A 15,050-nucleotide genomic window follows, 5' to 3' on the forward strand; every position below is an offset into this window, starting at 1 on the left:
CTTGCTCGACCCCACCCGCGATGGCGGCACGTTACCCGCGCATCGCCGAGCTCGCGGCGGGGGCCGCCCGTGACGGGACGTCGGTCGTCGGCGGCCGGCGCCGCGACGACCAGTTCGAGTTCGAGTTCGCGCTGGACCTCCTCCTGGACGGGCTGGAGAGGCTCCATCAGCGCGGATGGACGTCCACGCGCCCATCCGGCCCCGCCGGGCTCACGGAGGGGTCCCGATCCGCCGGGTCGTGACGCCGCAGGAACCCGGCGGGCGCGGCGCGCGAGCGGACCGCAGCCGGCACCGAGGGGGACGGCGCCGGCCACGGGGTCGACGGTTCAGCGGTGGGCGGGTGGGAAGCTCACGTTCTGGAGCGTGAACCGGTTCTTCGTGTCGGTCAGGCTCTTGTCGAGGTACGGCGAGTAGGTCTGGACGCTGACCGTCTTCGCCGTCGGGTTGAATTCGAGGATCCGGAAGTAGCTGTTCGGGCCGAGTGTGCCGGGGTTCTGGTAGTCGGCCTGGATCTGGTGGACGGTGTTTCCGTTCACCCCCTTCTCCACGATCACCCCCTGGTTGACGTAGTGGCCCGAGAACACCATCGTCACGTTGGGGTGCCGGCTGACCATCCTGGTCCAGAGCTTCTGGCCGACGCTGTCCTTCGTCGTGCCGTTCTGGTAGGCGTGGGTCACGATCATGACCTGGCGGTCGGGGTGCTCGGAGATCACTTTGTTGCCCCAGGCGATCTCGTCGTCGGTGGGCGCGTACTTCAGTGCGAGGATGAGCCAGTTCGTACCTCCGGCCGAGAACACATGGAAGCTGTTGTCGTTCTGCGCGGCCGGGTAGGTGCCGCCGAACGAAGGTAAGTTCGCGAAGGCACTCCGTGGGAAGTCGCGGTTGAACGCCACCGCGTCACGTACCACGATCGGGTTCTGCCCCTTGGGCATCGCGTCCATGTCGTGGTTGCCCACCGCGAGGATGTACGGGGTCGCGCCGTTCAACTGCCCCAACGCGCCGGTCGCGTTGGCCCACTGTGACGACTGGTCGGAGTCGTCGACGATGTCACCCTCGTGGATCGCGTACTTGATGTTCCGCGCGACCGTGTTCTCCTTGATCCACTTTCCCTGGGCGTTGAAGGCCTGCGGGAAGCTCTCCGCCGAGTACTGCGTGTCGGGGAGAACCACGATGCTGAACTTCTCCGGCGCCTTCGCCTGCGGCGCCGAACGATCGGCGGCTGTTGCCGGGAGTGCCACGAGGCCGACCGACAAGGCAGCCGAGACAACGCCGAGTACCCGTGCCCTGAAACGCGTCATCACCATCTCCGTAGACGTCGAACGGGCGGTCGCCTCACGGTGGCAAGGGCGTCCGGCCGTCAGATGTCCACAGGGAAGTGGGGGATGGAACGACTCGCGGCGAACAGGGAGGGGCGTCGGCGAAGCACGTCCGTCCGTCGGTACGGGCGGTGTCGGGGAGGTCGCCGAGCTTCAGGAAGCGGGCGGCGTTCTCGTCGAGCCGTACGAGGAGGCCGAGTTCGAACCGTCCGGTGTCGGGCCCGGGGCCTGAACCCCGGTGTGCGGGGAGGGCGGGTCCGGTTCGTTCGTCACCGCGGCCGGTGGCCGGCGCGCGATTCGGCGGCGGACTTCAGGTCACGCAGCCATGCTTCGAGGCCCTCGCGGAGGATCGCGGTGGCGGTGGGGACGTCGGCCTCGACCTGGGCGCCGGTGTGCGTCTCCTCCGTACTCACGCGCACGCCACCCTTGACCCTGGTGAAGTTCCACACGTGGATGCCGTCGATGCGCAGGCCTTCGCCGATCGCGGGGCCGGTCCAGCGGAGGCAGGCGCCGCGCTCGATCTGCCGGACGGTGGAGGTGATCTCCAGGCGCGTGGCGGGAGTCGACGGGTTGGGCGGGACCGGAACCGTCCAACGGAATGCCGAACCCCTGCGGAACGGGCCGCGATCCAGGCGTTGCGACGTCTCGACGGGGGTCTGCCAGTGCGGCCGGCGCTCCACGTCGGTCTGCAGCTTCCAGACCGTGTCCAGCGGGGCGTTGATGACGATCTCGCTCCGGTGGCGGACGAAGCGACGCCGGCCCTCTACCGCCACTTCGCCAGTCGGGACGACCTGATCACCGAACTCGTCCGGGGGGCATACCGAAGCCTCGCCGACGTCCTCGGCGAGGCTTCCTCCACCGGTGCAGACCTTGCCGGGCCGGCTCACGCCCTGCGCGGCTGGGCCTTGGCGGACCCTCAGCGGTACTTCCTCGTCTACGGCACCCCGATCCCCGGCCACCAAGCCCCCACGGACACCCTCACCATCTCCTCCGAGATCATGACGATCCTGCTCGACGCGTGCACGGCGCTTCCCCCGGGCGACACCGTGACGCCCTTCGGCACCCATCTGGAGGATCACCGGAACCGGGCCGCCGACCATCCCGCCCCGCCCGAGGCCCTCCACCGGTTCCTGACGTTCTGGACCCGGCTGCACGGCGTCCTGTCACTGGAACTCGCCGGTCATTTCGCGCGCATGGACCTCGACCCGGCGCTGCTCTTCGCGGCGGAGCTGCAAGACCTGCTGAAACCTCGATCCTGAGGCCCCCGCCCACTACTGGTCCGCACCTCCGTCATTCCTGGTTCTGCTGGTTCCGGTTCTGGTCGTTCTGGTTCTGCTGCTCGTTCTGGTTCTGGTTCTGCTGGTCGTTCTGGTTCTGGTCGTTCTGCGTCGAGTCGTCCTGCTTCTCGGTCGACTCCTTGAAGCCGCTGCACTCCGTGCGGTCATTGCCCTGCGACACGGTGTACTTGGCGTTCTCCACGTTCATCATCTGGAACCCGCCGTCACCGCCGATGGTGAACGAGCCACCCGCGGCGGTCGGCGAGGACAGGAACGCGGAACCCGGCGTGAAGCCGCCGCCCGACAGGTGCACCTTCCCGTTGGGGAAGACACCGGAGATGGAGCAGGTGGCGGTGGGGGCGGCGGCGGCCTGGCCCCATGCGAGGACGGCCGGAGCGACGAGAAGCGAGCCGGCCATGGCGGGGACGAGCAGTGAGCGGCGTATGCGTCGGTGCGACATGGATCCTCCCGAAGGGGACGTGAAGGCGTGAGGGGAGCGTGACGACGGGGGCACGCCCGCCTGCGTCCGGCGCAGCACGGCGCGGCCCTCTCGCGGGGCCCGCGCTCCTCGATCTGCCGTCGGCGAACGGCGAACGGCGACGAGGCAGCGGGGCGGAATCGATCCGTCCGTCCCATCCTCCCCCGCCGGGCCGGAGGTGTCGATCCCGCACCCGACGCCACCCGCCCCGCACACCCCTCCCCCGGCCCCGCGTACCGGGCCCCGCAGGTCCGACCCGTGCGCGCCCGACCTCGCTGTACACGTACGTACGCCCCCAGCGGCCGGCGGGATCCGCGCGTGGCGCGAGGCGGGCGACCACGAGCGCAGCCGGTGCGCGGCGCCCTCCGACCCGGTCGGCGGGGCCGGCCGGAGCCGCGGCGCCGTCCCGCCTCCTTCGCTTTTCACGGCCGTCATTCCGATATCCGGGCACCTTCTGCTTCAATCAGCCGTCAAGTGGCGTGAAGTGGACGCTCTGTGCCGCGTCCGGGACCGGCGAGGAGCGTCGGCGTGCCACCCTTCGCGCCTCGCTTGACCGGCGGGCCCGAAGAGGATCCCCGGGCAGTCCCGCCCGGGGCCGGTCCGCGGTGAGGGGAGCCGATGTGGTGTCCGTAGGAGAGAGACTGATCAGGACGCGGGAGCGGGCGTTCATCGGACGGGAGGAACAACTCGACACGTTCGAGGCGGCTTTGGCAGGCGATCCACAGGCGCCGTTCGCGTTCTACGTGTGTGGACCGGGCGGTATAGGCAAGTCGACGCTGCTGCGGCGCATGGCGGACCGTGCTCGTGCGGCGGGCCGGCCGCTCGTCGAACTCGACGGTCGTTTCGTCGAGCGGGACCCCGTCGATTTCGAGCGCGCCGCCGACGCCTTCGTGAAGGTCCCGGGCACCGTCCTGCTCGTGGACTCCTTCGAGCACTGCCAGTGGCTGGAGAGCCGGCTGTGGCACCGGTTCCTTCCCCGTGCCGCCGACGACGCGCTGGTGGTCCTCGCCGGCCGGCACGCCCCACAGCCGCAGTGGACCGCAGACCCCGCCTGGTCACCGCTCCTGCACGTGACCGAACTGGAGCCGTTCTCCGAGGACCAGGCCCTCAGCCTGCTGGTGGCCGCCCGGATCAGGCCCGAACTCCGTGACCCCGTACTCCGCTTCGCCGGGGGCAATCCGCTGGCCCTGTCCCTCGCGGCCGCGTCGGGATCGGCCGGCCGCGCCCAGGAGAACATCTGGGCACCCTCGGCGGACGTCCTGCGCACCCTGTTGGCCGGGTTGATCGGCGAGGTGCCCACGGCGGCCCACCGTCGCGCCCTGGAGGTGGCGGCGCAAGCCCGCTCGACGTCCGAGGAACTGCTCACCGCGGTCCTGCCGGAGGAGGACGCCCATCGGCTCTTCTCCTGGCTGAGGGACCTCCCCTTCATGGAATCCACGCACCGGGGGCTCCACCCGCACGACGCCGCACGCGAGACGCTGGCCGCCGACCTGCGCTGGCGAGCACCGAACGCCTTCGAGGCCATGCGCCGGCGCCTGGCCGACGAGTACCTGCGCCTCCTGCGCGAGGCACCCGAGGAGCAGGTGTGGACCGTCACCGACGAGCTGTTCCACCTGTTCCGGGAAGGCAAGACCCTGGCCCGGCTGCGCACCTGGTCCCGCGAGGACGAGGTGCACGACCGTCCTCTGCACCCGGACGACCTCGATGCGGTGCTGCGCATGGCCGAGGACACCGAAGGGCCCGCCTCCGCGGAACTGGTCCGTTACTGGGCTCGGCGCCAGCCACAGGCCTTCAGCGTCTACCGCCTCGTCAACACGGGCCGGATCGTGGCGTTCACGGCCCGGCTGGCCCTGGCGGCCCCTGCCGACCCCGAGGACCTGGCCGCCGATCCCGTCGTCGCCGCCGCGTGGCAGCACACCGAGGCCACCGCGCCGGTGAGCCCCGGCCAGCACATCGGCATCAGCCGCTTCTCGGTCTACCCCGAGCGGTACCAGGTCCCCTCGCGCGTCATCGACCTGAGCAGTTCCCGTGCCCAGGCGGAGTCGGCCCGTGCCCGTGGTCGGGCCTACGGCTTCGCCGTGTACCGGGATGCCGAGACCTGGGCCGAACGCGTCAAGGGCACCCTCGCCGACACCGGCGCCCGCCCGCGGGTCGGTGCGTACACGTACGGCCTGTTCAGCGTCGACTGGCGCCGGACACCCGTGGAGGCGTGGCTCCGGAACTTCATGTCCACCGCCGAGGAACCGGTCTCGCCCGGGCCCTCGCCCATCTCGCGTTCCCTGTTCGACCAGGCGGTACGGGAGGCGTTGGCGCACTGGCGTGACGCCGGGGCCTTCGCGGCCTGCGCCCTGCTGCGCAGCCGTCTCGCGGCGGACCTCGGTGACCCCGTCGCAGAGTTGCGCACCCTGTTGCGCCGAGCCGTCGACGATCTCGCGCAGGACCCGCGCGGGGTGCGCGCCCGCGAGGCCCTGGCGGCCGGGTACTTCTCCGGCGCACCCACCCAGGAAGCCGCCGCCCGCCGCCTCGGCCTTCCGTACGGCACCTACCGGCGTCACCTGCGTCAGGGCCTGGACCTGCTCTGCGAGGCCTTGTGGCAACAGGAACTCGACGGCCCCCGATCGCGGTAGGCCACGGTGGGGTGGGGCGGGCGTCCGCCTTCGGTGGCGCCGGGTGGTGGACAGGCGCGGACAGGAGTGGACAGTCCTCGCGCCTGGCGGGTCTGGATAGTGGACAGGCCCTCGCAGGAGGCTGTGCGTCATGAACCTCCTCCGCCCCACACGGGCGGGGCGCCTCTCCCGACCGACGGCCGGGCGGCGGCGGCCCCGACGCTGAACCGGCGGGCCCGGCCTCACCTCGATGACGCCGCCTGACGCTTCATCACATCCACCGAAGGAAATCCCCTGCCATGACCGTCGACAAGCCCTACCTGACAGGCCACTTCACCCCCGTCGTCAACGAGGTCACGGCAACCGACCTCACCGTCGAGGGAACCCTGCCCACGGAACTGAACGGACGGTTGTTCCGCAACGGCCACAACCCCAAGCCCGGTGTGACGCCCACCCACTGGTTCAAGGGCAGCGGCATGGTCCACGGCATCAGGCTGCGCGCCGGCCGCGCCGAGTGGTACCGAAACCGGTGGGTGCGCACTCCCGCGCTGGAGGGCGCCCCGTACATGACGGAGCGGGGGCCCGACCTGACGGCCAGTGCCGCCGGGACCCACGTCATCGAGCACGGCGGACGGCTGCTCGCGCTGTGCGAGGCGAACCTCCCCTTCGAACTCACCGAGGATCTGGAGACGGTCGGGGCGTACGACTTCGACGGCAAACTGCGGACGGCGATGACCGCGCACCCCAAGGAGGACCCCGTGACGGGCGAGCTCCACTTCTTCGGGTCCTCTCCCTTCCCGCCCTTCCTCGTGCACCACGTCGCCGACGCCAAGGGCGAGATCACCCACAGTGCCGAGGTCCCGGGCGCGACCGCCTCGCTCAAGCACGACTTCGCCATCACCCGCCACCACGTGGTCTTCGTCGAGGGCAACGTCACCTTCGACCCCACGGACCGCTCCGGCATTCCCTACGGCTGGAGCGACCTGCAGCCCGCCCGCATCGGTGTCATGCCCCGCGGGGAGGACGGTGCCCGGAAGGTCCGCTGGTTCTCCATCGAACCGGGCAACATGCTGCACGTCGCCAATGCCTACGAGGACGGCCGGGGCCGCATCGTCCTGGAGGGTCCGACCGTGGACCGTGAGGGCTTCCGGCTCTCCTGGAACTGGTGGATCGGCGCGCCCGGGCGCGGCAGTGAGCCCGTCGCCCGCTCCTACACCCGCCGTTGGGTGGTCGACATGGTGGCCGGCACCGTGGACGAGCAGATCATCGACGATCTGCCGGTGGAGTTCCCGACCCTCAACGAGGAGTACCTGGGCGCCGAGAACCGCTACCACTACGCCATCTCCTTCCCCGACGAGAAGGGGTTCGGCGGCTACGGCGTGGTCAAGTACGACCGCACCACCGGCGCCCGCCGCATCCACCAGATCGGCGACGCCCGCATGCCCGGCGAAGCCGTCTTCGTTCCCGCCACCGGAGCCACGCGCGAGGACGACGGCTATCTGCTCACCGTCGTCTCCGACCTCAAGCAGGACGCCTCGCAACTGGTGGTCCTCGACGCGTCGGGGCTCGACCGGATCGCCACCGTCCACCTGCCCCACCGGGTGAGTGCCGGACTCCACGGCTCCTGGGTCCCCGACAACGGGCCCGCCGGACTCGCGGGCTGACCGGATCCGGAGTGCGCACCGGGACGGCCTGCTTCCGCCGCGGGCTCCGTCGTACGACCCGTCGGTGCGGCGGGCACTTATGCTGCCGGGATGATCAAGCCGATTGAACTCGTCATATTCGACTGCGACGGTGTGCTGGTCGACAGCGAACGCATGGCGGCCCGTGTCCAGGTCGCCCTGGGCGCCGAGTTGGGCTGGCCCCTCACCGGCGAGGAGGTCGTCGACCGTTTCATCGGGCGCTCGCACGCCTCCATTCGCGAGCAGGTGGCCGCCAGGCTCGGCGAGGAGACGGCGGCGATCTGGTCGGAGCGGTTCGAGCAGCTGCACCGTGAGGCCGTGGACGCCGATCTCGCCCCCGTCGAGGGGCTGCCCGAGGCTCTCGACGCCCTCACCCTGCCGACGTGCGTGGCCTCCAGCGGCTCGCACGACAAGATGCGGCACACCCTGGGCCGGACCGGCCTGTACGAGCGCTTCGCCGGCCGCATTTACAGCGCCGGCGAGGTCGCCCGGGGCAAGCCCGCCCCCGATCTGTTCCTGCACGCGGCCCGACACATGGGGGTCGATCCCGCCGCCTGCGTGGTGGTCGAGGACAGCCGGCCCGGCGTTCAGGCCGCCCGCGCGGCCGGCATGCGCGCCTTCGGATACGCGGGCGGTCTGACCCCGGCCGAACGCCTCGAAGGCCCCGGTACCACCGTCTTCCACGACATGCGCACGCTCCCCGCCCTCATCGCCGGGCGGTAGCAGCCCCCCGCCCCCGCTCGCCGCGCGGGGCCGGCCGCGGGCGGTGGCGACGACCGGCCACGACTCGCGACGGTTACGGCGTGACCGGGCTGACCGTGAAGCGGTTCGAGCAGACCTGGAAGGGCGTCTTGAGCAGGACCGCGTCCTTGGAGGCAGGCGCGTAGACCTTCAGGAACGCCCCCTTGGGCAGGCACGGGCCGCCGATCGGTCCGTTCGTCGTGTGGAGGACGGCCGTGGCAGTGCGCCCGGGGGCGAGGGAGACGGCGGCGGGCACCTGACCGTCCCGGTCCGCCGGCTTCCCGATCTGCTTCTGTTCCTTGCTCAGAACGCTGACGCCCGGGTACCCGAGCAGGGTGCACGGACGGTCGCCGGTGTTGGTGAAGCGCAGCGGTACGTACAGTTGCCCGGCCCCGACGTCCGGCGGCCCGGCGGACACGCTCAGGTTTCCCGACGCGCAGGTGCTCGCCCGTACCGGCATCTCGGCGGCGGCCGCCGGACCGACGGACACCAGGGTGGCTCCCACGGCCACGGCCAGGAGGGCGGGAATCGCTGTTCGTGCGGAGGTCGCCATGACTCACCTCGATCGTTCGGCCGGCGCGGGCGTCGGCACGGATGGTTGATGTCCGTCCCACCTACCCGTGATGCCGCCCCCGATGCACGGGGGCGTCACGGGGTGGGTCGCGGTGACACAACGGCCCGGGCCTTGTACAGGTCCTGGCACAGCGCCCACACGCTGAGGCCGAACATCAACACGCCCAGGGGCACGTGCAGCGACGGCTCGTGCGCGATGCCCAGGACGACCTGGACGGAGGCGAGTACGAGGAAGCCGGACGCGTACAGGATGGGGCGGGCCTCCCCGCCGCCCGGTCGCCACGCCAGGATCGCGGCGAGCACGTACAGCATCGACGCCCCGTACATCACGCGCGCCCCGACGCCGTGCAACACCTCGCCGTGGGACGACGACAGCAACAGTCCGGCGGTGGCCGCCTGGAAGAAGATGGCCAGGGTCTGCAGGCCGATCGCGACCTGCGGGAACGTCAGTCCGGCCCTGCCCGGTATCGCCGTCGTGCGGATGGTCGTCCGGGTCGTCCTCGTCGCCATGATGTGGGCCCCTCTTCTGCCTCGCGGCGGTGGATCGGTAGTGTCTGCATTCGCTCTTCACTCACCCGACGACGCAGGCCCGCGAAATGTGAGGCGAGGCGCCGAACCCGGTTGTCCGGTGGGGTGTTTCACCGGCGTGGAGAGAGCCGGAGTGAACGAGACGAGGCGAACGAGGGGAAGCTGAGAGTGATCCGGAGCATGAACGCCGCATCCGAGCCGGGTCACAGCCGGTCCGAGCCGCACCTGACCGTGATCGTCGGCGAGCGGCACCGGCTGATCAATCTCGCCTACAGGCTGCTCGGTTCGTCGGCCGAGGCCGAGGACGCGGTCCAGGAGGCCTACACCCGCTGGTTCGCAATGTCCCGGCAGCAGCAGGAGGCCATCGCGTCGCCCGGTGCCTGGCTGACGACGGTGGCCGGCCGGATCTGCCTGGACGTGCTCGGTTCGGCGCGGGCCCGACGCGAGCGCTACGTCGGGCCGTGGATCCCCGAGCCGCTGCCCGACCGTACGGAGTGGATCGGTGGGCGCGCGGGCCGCGGGACCGAGCCGGCCGACCCCGCCGACCAGATCGTCCTGGACGAGTCGGTGGACATGGCCTTCCTCGTCGTACTGGAGTCGATGACGCCGGCGGAACGCGTGGCGTTCATCCTGCACGACGTCTTCCGCTACCCGTTCGCCGAGATCGCCACGATCGTCGGCCGGACGCCTGCGGCCTGCCGACAGTTGGCGACCTCGGGCCGTCGGCGCGTCCGAGCCGCGCGGAACCCGGCGGCGCCGGCGCCCGCCGGGCAGGCCGGTCTGGTTCGCCGGTTCAAGGAGGCTTGGGAGGCCAGGGACATCGAGACCCTCGTCGGTCTCCTCGACCCCGACGCCACGATGACCGCAGATGGCGGCGGCCTCGTCGGCACCGTCCTGCGTCCGGTCGAAGGCGGCGGGAGCATCGCCCAGTACCTGATCCACATCGCCGCCAAGGCCCCGGGCCTGACGCTCCTGGAGCGAACGGTCAACGGACGGCCCGGCCTGGTCGCCCAGCACACCGGAGTCCCCGTGACCGTGGCCGCGTTCGACTTCACCGGCGACCGCGTCAGCCGCATCTGGGCGGTCCGCAACCCGGAGAAGCTCCGCGCGTGGACCGGTGACGCACAGATCTGATCCGACGGCACATCCGCGGCGACGACCCCGGGTGGTCGAGGTCGACACTGAAATCGGGTCGACCGCGATCGTCTCGTCCCGTACGGTCGCGGAGTCGTTTTCGCTGCTGGGAGCCCCTGCGGTTCGCGTGTGGTCTCCCCGGCAGCCGGCAGACCGAGAGCAGGTTCTTTCATGGCGTGTCGTATCGGTGAGCTCGTTCTCGGTTGCCGCGAACCCGAGGTGCTCGCGAGGTTCTGGTGCGAGGTCCTGGACTTCGTCGTGCTCGGCCGCGAGGACGACGGTTCGATGGAGATCGGGCCGCGCGAAGGGTTCGGGGGTCTACAGCCGACGATCATCCTCAGTCGCAGGGACGAGCCGGAGAAGGGCAAGTCCCGGCTGCACATCGACGTCAACCCCACCGACCGCGATCAGGACGCCGAACTCGAACGCCTCCTCCGACTCGGCGCTCGTCCCGCCGACATCGGCCAGACGGGCGAAGAGCGGTGGCATGTCCTGACCGACCCCGAAGGCAATGAGTTCTGCCTGCTCAAGGCCCGCCTCGACGTGCTTTGAGCTCGCATCCGGTGGAGGGACGTGTCGTGATCAGGAAGGCTGTGGCACATGGTTTCGGTAGTGCAGAACGTGGCGATCGACTGCGCGAACGCCTACGAACTGGCTCGATTCTGGAGTGATGTGACGGGTCGTCCGATGCATCCGGACGTCAGACCGGGTGACCGGGAGACTCAGGTACTGCTCGCCGAGGGACCCGCGCTGTACTTCAATCAGGTACCCGAGGCCAAGACGGTCAAGAATCGGATCCACCTGTGCCTGCGCCCCGAGACCTCTCGCGAGCAGGAGGTGGACCGGCTGCTGAGCCTCGGGGCGACCCTCGTCGCCGACCAACGGAATCCGGATGGTTCAGGTTGGGCGGTCCTTGCCGATCCCGAAGGCAACGAGTTCTGCGTTCTGCGCGGGGAGTTCGACCGGTTGCCCTGAGCCCTGACGCCGCCGAGCCGACCCGGCCGGTTGCGTACGGCGGCCGGCAACCCGCTCGCCGTTCACAGCGAACGGGCGGACTGTTCGCGCACCCACCGCGGATCGGGATTGACGTGCGGCCGGCCCGCGACGACGACCGTCGGCACGGTCTCGTTCCCGTCGTTGGCCGACCTGACCACTGCCGCGGCGTCAGGGTCACGCCAGATATCGACCCAGTGCAACCGGTCGGCGCCACGGCCCAGCCGGATGCGCAGTCGGATGCAGTACTTGCAGCCCGACCGCCAGAAGACGATCGGCCGGCCGTCGACCGCGCTGCGGCGGCGCGCCTCCACGGCGCTGATCGACTTCGGGAAGAGCAGAGGCGAGTGCACGCCCGCGAGAAGGCCGAACAGCAGCAGAAGCACTGCGGCAGTGCCGGGGGCACCCCGGAACAGCACCCCGGCCGCAAGCACCGAACCGCAGAGCATGAACACCATCGACAAGCTCCAGGCACGGTTCATGACGACGAGCCTCTCGGATCGGACGGGGCGGGGCCGGGTAGGAGGCTAGCGTCTCCCACCCGACACCCGACACCCGACCCCCGGCGCGGGGGCCCGAGAAACCTCACCACCGCCCACCCCTCGGCTCAGTCGACTCCGGGCCCTCGTCCGGGCTTGATCAATGGCGCCCGGTCATGTGGGCGAGGGCCTGTTCGGCGCCGTCGGGGGCGAAGGCGCCGTCGATTCCCTCGGCCGCTCCTTCGGCGGCCTCGATGGAGCGCGGCAGGAGGATCTTCTCGTACGCGGTGACGGCCTGATCGACGGTGGGGTGATCGACGAGGGCCTGGGCGAGGTCGGCTCCGTCGAGCATCGCGAGGTTGGCGCCCATCCCGGAGAAGGGGGACATGAGATGGGCGGCGTCGCCGAGGAGGGTGAGGCCGGGGGTGGGCTCCCAGGTGTGCGGCACCGGCAGGGCGTACAGCGGGCGGTTGGTGTAGCCGGTGTCGGTGTCGGTGATGAAACCCAGGAGATCGGGGCTCCATCCGGTGAACCGGTCGAGCAGGGCCGCGCGTACGGCTGTGGTGTCGGTCGGGTCGAGGCCGGCGTGCCGCTGCCACTCCTCGTCGATGCGCATGCCGACGTAGATGCGGATGTGGCCGCCGCTGTTGCGCTGGGCGACGAATCCCTGATTGTCGTCCAGGGCCATCATGGTCCCGTTGCCGGTGAGTTCGGCGAGGGCGGGGTGGCGGGTGTCCGCCTCGTCGAGGCCTGTTTCGACGAAGGTGACGCCCGTGTAGCGGGGCGTCGCATCGGACAGGGCGCGGCGGACCCGGGACCAGGCGCCGTCGGCGCCGATGACGAGGTCGACGTCGGTGGTGTCGTCGGGGTCGGCCGTGAGGGAGTCGGCGAAGTGCAGGCGGTGGGTGCCGTCGCCGCGGGGTTCGACGCGGGTGAGTGTGCGTCCCCAGCGCACGGTGGTGGGATCGAGCGAGTCGAGGAGGAGGTCGCGCAATTGACCGCGGTCGATCTCGGGGTTGCCCTCGACCGTGTCGGCCTCGGGCGGGATCGCGTCGAACAGGACGCGTCCGTCCCGGCCGATCAGGCGCATCTGTTGGCCTTCGGGGCGGGCCCGGGCGAGGAAGTCGTCCAGCAGTCCGGCCTGCTGCAGAGCGTGCCGGCCGGATCCGGGGTGCATGTCGAGGCTGCCGCCCTGGTCGCGGGCGGTGCGGGAGACGTCCCCTTCGTGGACCGTCGCGGTGATGCCGTTCCGCTGCAGGATGCGGGCGCAGATCAGGCCGCCGGGGCCGGCCCCGATGATCGCGATACGGGGTGTGGCGTGGGTGGTTTTCATGACGTGCTCCGTTCGTGCCGGCCCTGCGGCTCGCCGCCGTGGGCCGGGGTGTGTCGGGTGAGTGAGCGGGGCCGGACGGTGCTTCACGGCCGCCGCTCCAGAAAAACACACCGACTCAATAAGTGCAACGGTTTCACTTTTAAACTCGTCCCACCAAGGGGTAGAGTCGCCTTGTGAACGACACCGATCCGAGCCTCCCCTCGGCGCCGCCGGGTCGCCGGGAGCGCAAGAAGGCAGCCACCCGACAAGCCATCGCCGACGCCGCGCTGCGCCTGTTCCTGGAGCGGGGATACGACGCGGTCGGCATCCGCGAGATCGCGGACGCCGCCGACGTGTCCACCACCACGCTGTTCAAACACTTCCCGGTCAAGGAGGCCCTCGTCTTCGACGAGGACGCCGACCAGGAAGCCCGACTGCTCGCCGCCGTACGCGAACGGCCCCGGGGCCTTTCGATCCCTGCCGCCCTGCGCGAGCACGCCCTGCGCCACCGCCTGGCAGCCACCGCCGGCGACGCCCGCTTCACCGAATTCTTCGAGCTGGTGAACAGCACCCCGGCCCTGCGCGACCACCTCCAGAACATGTGGCTGCGCCACTCGGCCGCCCTCGCGCGGACCATCGCGGACGAGAGCGGCCTTCCCGCCGACGACCCCGGTTGCGCCGCGCTGGCCCACTTCGCCCTCGAAGCCCCCCGCGCCGCCCACGGCCAAGACGATGTCCGCCGGGCCCTCGCCCGAGCCTTCGACCTGCTGGAGCACGGGTGGTCCGATCAGTCGGACAGCCGATGACGAGCCTCGGTGTCCGACCGTGCGACACCGGTCGCCGCGCCGCCTCGACGCATGGAGGCATCGCGCGGAGCGGGGCTCACGCGGGCAGGGAGGCGAGCCAGGTGGTCAGGATGGCGTTGACCTCCTCGTGGCGCTCCTGCTGGATCCAGTGGCCACAGCCGTCGAGGATGTGCGAGGAGATCAGACCGGGCAGGGTCGTGGGGTAGGCGCGGATCGCTTCGGCCATCCAGGTGGTCGAGGCGTCCAGCGCGCCGCCGAGGAACAGGGACGGTCGGGTGACGGGCCTGCCCCGGTAGTCGGCGAGGTCCTCCCAGTCCCGGTCCATGTTCCGGTAGCGGTTGAGTGCTCCGCCGAGCCCGGTTCGCTCGAACTCCGCGGCGTAGAAGTCGAGTTCCTTCTCGCCCAGCCACGCGGGCGAGCGGTCGGCCGGGAACCGTTCGCGCAGTGTCCCGCCTCGGCTGACGAAGTGCGGGTCCGGGGCGCCGGGTCCGGGCATGGTCTCGGCGGAGAAGGCGGCGTAGAAGCCCGCGAGCCACCCGCGGACGTCGGGCTCGATCTCCGATTCGACCCGACCGGGCTCCTGGAAGTAGGAGACGTAGATCTCCTCGTCCCCGCCCATGCCCGCGAAGATGTCGCTGGGCCGCGGACCGCCCGGCGGCGCGTAGGGAACGCTCAGCAGGCCGACCGCGCGGAAGACGTCCGGCCTGATGAGGGCCGAGTGCGCGGCGATGGTCGAACCCCAGTCGTGCCCGATGATCACTGCGCCCTCCTCGCCGAGCGCCCGCACGACGGCGACGGTGTCGTCGACCAGGTCGAGCATTCCGTACGCGGCGACGTCCTCGGGCCGGGAGGAACGCCCGTAGCCGCGAACGTCCATCGCCACCGCCCGGTATCCGGCCGCTGCCAGCACGGGCAGTTGGTGTCGCCAGGAGTACCAGGACTCCGGGAACCCGTGCACCATCAGCACCAGCGGCCCGGCGCCCTGCTCCACCAGGTGGGTCCTGCCGGCGGGAGAGGCGACCACGCGATGTGTGGCGCGCGTGACGGGGTCGGGCTGCGACATGGATTCCTCCGGGCTGTCGGTCGATCCGCTGGGGTCGAGTGCGCCACTGCCCGGTACCGGGT

At 70.8% G+C, this 15,050-nt stretch carries 17 protein-coding genes; 9 read left to right on the forward strand and 8 right to left on the reverse strand.

The window, feature by feature from the left end; all coding sequences use genetic code 11:
* Positions 1-20: 20 nt before the first annotated feature.
* Positions 21-242: a hypothetical protein gene (locus ACQEVM_RS18900; protein ID WP_433080535.1), complete on the forward strand. Its 222-nt coding sequence runs from the start codon at positions 21-23 to the stop codon at positions 240-242.
* Positions 243-326: 84 nt separating this feature from the next.
* Here the strand turns inward: ACQEVM_RS18900 and ACQEVM_RS18905 are convergent, their stop codons facing one another.
* Positions 327-1,298: a metallophosphoesterase gene (locus ACQEVM_RS18905; protein ID WP_433080537.1), complete on the reverse strand. Its 972-nt coding sequence runs from the start codon at positions 1,296-1,298 to the stop codon at positions 327-329.
* 287 nt (positions 1,299-1,585) lie between these two features.
* The gene (locus tag ACQEVM_RS18910; protein WP_433080539.1) at positions 1,586-2,089 is read right to left on the reverse strand and encodes an SRPBCC family protein; all 504 of its coding nucleotides are present in this window, start codon (positions 2,087-2,089) and stop codon (positions 1,586-1,588) included.
* Between ACQEVM_RS18910 and ACQEVM_RS18915 the strand changes: the two genes are divergently transcribed.
* Positions 2,054-2,575, forward strand: coding sequence for a TetR-like C-terminal domain-containing protein (locus ACQEVM_RS18915; RefSeq protein ID WP_433080541.1), 522 nt, complete (start codon positions 2,054-2,056; stop codon positions 2,573-2,575). The genes ACQEVM_RS18910 and ACQEVM_RS18915 overlap by 36 nt on opposite strands.
* A 31-nt stretch (positions 2,576-2,606) precedes the next feature.
* Here ACQEVM_RS18915 and ACQEVM_RS18920 read toward each other — a convergent pair whose 3' ends face one another.
* A complete protein-coding gene (locus tag ACQEVM_RS18920) occupies positions 2,607-3,053 on the reverse strand; it encodes a hypothetical protein (protein WP_433080543.1) in 447 nt (148 codons plus the stop codon).
* Positions 3,054-3,694: 641 nt separating this feature from the next.
* Between ACQEVM_RS18920 and ACQEVM_RS18925 the strand changes: the two genes are divergently transcribed.
* The 3 genes from ACQEVM_RS18925 (at position 3,695) to ACQEVM_RS18935 (ending at position 8,082) form a co-directional block, all read left to right on the forward strand.
* On the forward strand, positions 3,695-5,698 hold the full coding sequence (locus ACQEVM_RS18925) for an AAA family ATPase (RefSeq protein WP_433080545.1): 2,004 nt from the start codon (positions 3,695-3,697) through the stop codon (positions 5,696-5,698).
* Between the two features lie 278 nt (positions 5,699-5,976).
* The gene (locus ACQEVM_RS18930; RefSeq protein ID WP_433080547.1) at positions 5,977-7,341 is read left to right on the forward strand and encodes a carotenoid oxygenase family protein; all 1,365 of its coding nucleotides are present in this window, start codon (positions 5,977-5,979) and stop codon (positions 7,339-7,341) included.
* Between the two features lie 90 nt (positions 7,342-7,431).
* The gene (locus tag ACQEVM_RS18935) at positions 7,432-8,082 is read left to right on the forward strand and encodes an HAD family hydrolase (protein ID WP_433080549.1); all 651 of its coding nucleotides are present in this window, start codon (positions 7,432-7,434) and stop codon (positions 8,080-8,082) included.
* A 73-nt stretch (positions 8,083-8,155) separates the two neighbouring features.
* Here the strand turns inward: ACQEVM_RS18935 and ACQEVM_RS18940 are convergent, their stop codons facing one another.
* Entirely contained in the window at positions 8,156-8,653 is a 498-nt protein-coding gene (locus ACQEVM_RS18940; protein ID WP_433080551.1) for a DUF4232 domain-containing protein, read from the reverse strand.
* A 95-nt stretch (positions 8,654-8,748) separates the two neighbouring features.
* Complete coding sequence (locus ACQEVM_RS18945; RefSeq protein WP_433080553.1) at positions 8,749-9,183, reverse strand: hypothetical protein; 435 nt, start codon at positions 9,181-9,183, stop codon at positions 8,749-8,751.
* Positions 9,184-9,381: 198 nt separating this feature from the next.
* On the opposite strand from ACQEVM_RS18945, the gene sigJ reads away from it, so the two are divergent.
* The 3 genes from sigJ (at position 9,382) to ACQEVM_RS18960 (ending at position 11,310) form a co-directional block, all read left to right on the forward strand.
* Positions 9,382-10,335: an RNA polymerase sigma factor SigJ gene (sigJ, locus tag ACQEVM_RS18950; RefSeq protein WP_433080555.1), complete on the forward strand. Its 954-nt coding sequence runs from the start codon at positions 9,382-9,384 to the stop codon at positions 10,333-10,335.
* 171 nt (positions 10,336-10,506) lie between these two features.
* Positions 10,507-10,887, forward strand: coding sequence for a VOC family protein (locus ACQEVM_RS18955; protein WP_433080557.1), 381 nt, complete (start codon positions 10,507-10,509; stop codon positions 10,885-10,887).
* A 48-nt stretch (positions 10,888-10,935) separates the two neighbouring features.
* Positions 10,936-11,310 carry a VOC family protein gene (locus ACQEVM_RS18960; protein WP_433080559.1) on the forward strand — a complete coding sequence of 125 codons (375 nt, stop codon included), beginning with the start codon at positions 10,936-10,938 and terminating at the stop codon, positions 11,308-11,310.
* 62 nt (positions 11,311-11,372) lie between these two features.
* On the opposite strand, the gene ACQEVM_RS18965 is transcribed toward ACQEVM_RS18960, so the two are convergent.
* Together ACQEVM_RS18965 and ACQEVM_RS18970 are read right to left on the reverse strand one after the other, a co-directional pair.
* A complete protein-coding gene (locus ACQEVM_RS18965) occupies positions 11,373-11,810 on the reverse strand; it encodes a glutaredoxin domain-containing protein (protein WP_433080561.1) in 438 nt (145 codons plus the stop codon).
* 157 nt (positions 11,811-11,967) lie between these two features.
* Positions 11,968-13,140: an FAD-dependent oxidoreductase gene (locus ACQEVM_RS18970; protein WP_433080563.1), complete on the reverse strand. Its 1,173-nt coding sequence runs from the start codon at positions 13,138-13,140 to the stop codon at positions 11,968-11,970.
* Positions 13,141-13,313: 173 nt separating this feature from the next.
* On the opposite strand from ACQEVM_RS18970, the gene ACQEVM_RS18975 reads away from it, so the two are divergent.
* Positions 13,314-13,925, forward strand: coding sequence for a TetR/AcrR family transcriptional regulator (locus ACQEVM_RS18975; RefSeq protein WP_433080565.1), 612 nt, complete (start codon positions 13,314-13,316; stop codon positions 13,923-13,925).
* A 76-nt stretch (positions 13,926-14,001) separates the two neighbouring features.
* On the opposite strand, the gene ACQEVM_RS18980 is transcribed toward ACQEVM_RS18975, so the two are convergent.
* Positions 14,002-14,988 (reverse strand): alpha/beta fold hydrolase, encoded by a 987-nt coding sequence (locus tag ACQEVM_RS18980; protein WP_433080567.1) that lies wholly within the window; start codon positions 14,986-14,988, stop codon positions 14,002-14,004.
* Positions 14,989-15,050: the final 62 nt, after the last annotated feature.

The sequence above is a fragment of the Streptomyces sp. CA-243310 genome (assembly GCF_050936775.1).
Classification (GTDB): Bacteria; Actinomycetota; Actinomycetes; order Streptomycetales; family Streptomycetaceae; genus Streptomyces.

What these genes read in the sequence shown, in the direction of transcription:
- ACQEVM_RS18980 (WP_433080567.1), bottom strand. Translation starts at nt 14,988, where the DNA reads ATGTCGCAGCCCGACCCCGTCACGCGCGCCACACATCGCGTGGTCGCC.
- ACQEVM_RS18930 (WP_433080547.1), top strand. Translation starts at nt 5,977, where the DNA reads ATGACCGTCGACAAGCCCTACCTGACAGGCCACTTCACCCCCGTCGTC.
- ACQEVM_RS18905 (WP_433080537.1), bottom strand. Translation starts at nt 1,298, where the DNA reads ATGACGCGTTTCAGGGCACGGGTACTCGGCGTTGTCTCGGCTGCCTTG.
- ACQEVM_RS18945 (WP_433080553.1), bottom strand. Translation starts at nt 9,183, where the DNA reads ATGGCGACGAGGACGACCCGGACGACCATCCGCACGACGGCGATACCG.
- ACQEVM_RS18900 (WP_433080535.1), top strand. Translation starts at nt 21, where the DNA reads ATGGCGGCACGTTACCCGCGCATCGCCGAGCTCGCGGCGGGGGCCGCC.
- ACQEVM_RS18940 (WP_433080551.1), bottom strand. Translation starts at nt 8,653, where the DNA reads ATGGCGACCTCCGCACGAACAGCGATTCCCGCCCTCCTGGCCGTGGCC.
- ACQEVM_RS18970 (WP_433080563.1), bottom strand. Translation starts at nt 13,140, where the DNA reads ATGAAAACCACCCACGCCACACCCCGTATCGCGATCATCGGGGCCGGC.
- ACQEVM_RS18920 (WP_433080543.1), bottom strand. Translation starts at nt 3,053, where the DNA reads ATGTCGCACCGACGCATACGCCGCTCACTGCTCGTCCCCGCCATGGCC.
- ACQEVM_RS18935 (WP_433080549.1), top strand. Translation starts at nt 7,432, where the DNA reads ATGATCAAGCCGATTGAACTCGTCATATTCGACTGCGACGGTGTGCTG.
- ACQEVM_RS18965 (WP_433080561.1), bottom strand. Translation starts at nt 11,810, where the DNA reads ATGAACCGTGCCTGGAGCTTGTCGATGGTGTTCATGCTCTGCGGTTCG.
- ACQEVM_RS18955 (WP_433080557.1), top strand. Translation starts at nt 10,507, where the DNA reads ATGGCGTGTCGTATCGGTGAGCTCGTTCTCGGTTGCCGCGAACCCGAG.
- ACQEVM_RS18960 (WP_433080559.1), top strand. Translation starts at nt 10,936, where the DNA reads ATGGTTTCGGTAGTGCAGAACGTGGCGATCGACTGCGCGAACGCCTAC.
- sigJ (WP_433080555.1), top strand. Translation starts at nt 9,382, where the DNA reads ATGAACGCCGCATCCGAGCCGGGTCACAGCCGGTCCGAGCCGCACCTG.